At 63.5% G+C, this 2025-nt stretch carries 2 protein-coding genes; both read left to right on the forward strand.

Annotated elements, in window-relative coordinates; all coding sequences use genetic code 11:
• Positions 1 to 186: autotransporter outer membrane beta-barrel domain-containing protein (locus tag ACJ8J1_RS24835; protein ID WP_197845595.1), on the forward strand; the 186-nt coding region annotated here is incomplete at its 5' end.
• A gap of 118 nt (positions 187 to 304) precedes the next feature.
• On the forward strand, positions 305 to 2025 hold a 1721-nt coding region (locus ACJ8J1_RS24840), incomplete at its 3' end, for a S8 family serine peptidase (protein ID WP_442520435.1).

Below are 2025 nucleotides of genomic sequence, written 5' to 3' on the forward strand. Positions count from 1 at the left end.
TTCAACGGCGGCAACGCGCCGTTCGTGGTGGACAGCGTGCCGGTGTCGCGTGACGGCATGGTGCTGAAGGCGGGGGCGGAAGTGGCGGTGAACGAAAACGCCTCGCTGTCGCTGGGCTACGGCGGGCTGCTGTCGCAGCACCATCAGGACAACAGCGTCAACGCCGGCTTCACCTGGCGTTTCTAAGCAACATCGACTCAATCCTTGTACGGGAACCGCCTGCGGGTGGTTCCTTTTTCACATCCTGCTAATGAGAACCCGGCGCACCTGGGGCGTCGGCCAATAACAAGCAAAAGGTAAGGAAATGACAACAACAATGGGTTTTGATAGCAAAGGAAACGTTCGTCGCTCGCCGTGGCGGCTGAATGCGCTGGTCTGCTGCATGGCGCTGGCAGGGTATGCGCAGGCGGCGCCGCACGAGGTGAATGGCCAACCCGGCGATCCGGCCAGCTGGCGCAGCGCTGAATTCAACGCCAACTGGGGGTTGGGGGCGATCCACGCCGATGAGGCCTACGCCGCCGGCTACACCGGCAAAGGGCAAAAGGTGGGCATTTTCGACACTCCGGTTAACCGCCATCCCGAATTCGCCGGCGACGGCAAACTGATCAACGTCGTCACCGAAGGCTACCGCGCCTATACCGATCCGCACCGGCCGGGAATTAACGCCGGCGATCGCTTTTACTTCGACGGCACCTTCCACTTCTACAGCGGTTCGCAGGGCATGCTGAGCAATCACGGGGTGCACGTCGCGGGGATCAGCGCGGCGAATCGCGACGGCGTCGGCATGCACGGCGTGGCCTTCGATTCGCAGGTGATCAGCGTCGATAATGACAACGACGGCCCGGCGTACGGCGAATTCCTCGGCCTGGACGGCGCCGTCACCAATGCCGGCTGGCAGGCGATGATCAAGAGCGGCGTGCGGGTGATCAACAACAGCTGGGGCGTCAGCATTCCCGATTTCCTGTCCGACGGCGGCCGCGATCCTAACGCGCTGCACTTCGAGCTGAAGGATGCGCAGGAGCAATTCGATCAGGTCAAGCCGCTGCTCGGTAGCCTGGCCGGCGCAGGCTATCAGGGCGCCATCGACGCGGCGCGCAAAAATATTCTGGTGCTGTTCGCCGCCGGTAACGACGGCAATTACAACCAACCGGATGTGATCAGCGGGCTGGCCTACTTCGTACCGGACATCGCGCCGAACTGGCTGTCGGTCGCCAGCGTGGCGCAGGATGCGGCATCGGCCAACAGCGTGCCTTACACCATCAGCAGCTTCTCGTCCCGCTGCGGCTATACCGCCAGCTTCTGCGTCTCGTCGCCGGGCAGCAAAATCTACAGCACCGTGGCCAACGGTTCCGATCCGGCCAATCTGGTGTCGGACTACGGCAATAAAAACGGCACCTCGATGGCGACCCCGCACGTCACCGGCGCAGTGGCGGTGTTGCTGCAGCGTTTCCCGTACATGAACTCGGCGCAGATTGCCGACGTGCTGAAAACCACCGCCACCGACATGGGCGCGCCGGGCATCGACGCGCTCTACGGCTGGGGGATGATCAACCTGGGCAAGGCCATCAACGGCCCGGGCATGTTCTATACCGTCGAGGATATTCCCGCAGAGTTCCGCATCCCGGATCCGACGGGCGTGGCCTACGGCCCGACCCAGTTTGTCGTCAATATTCCGGGACTGGGCGCCGAGGTGGATGCCGGTACGTTGCATGCCAGGAAGTGTGACGATATCAGCTGTGAGTTGGACGTTTACTCCAATAACATCTCCGGCCACGGCGGCCTGACCAAGGAAGGGATGGGCACGCTGGTCATGACCGGCGCCAACACTTATTCCGGCCCGACGCTGGTCAATCAGGGGCGGCTGGCGATCAACGGCTCGGTCACCTCGGACGTCAGCGTGCAGAGTGGCGGCATCGTCGGCGGCAGCGGCACGGTCGGTTCGCTGACCGCCCGCCGCGGCGGCACCGTGGCGCCGGGCAACTCGATCGGCACCTTGAACGTGGCGGGCAACGTCAGCTTCGAGCC

Source organism: Serratia sp. CY37869, from assembly GCF_052168895.1.
Classification (GTDB): Bacteria; Pseudomonadota; Gammaproteobacteria; order Enterobacterales; family Enterobacteriaceae; genus Serratia; species Serratia ureilytica.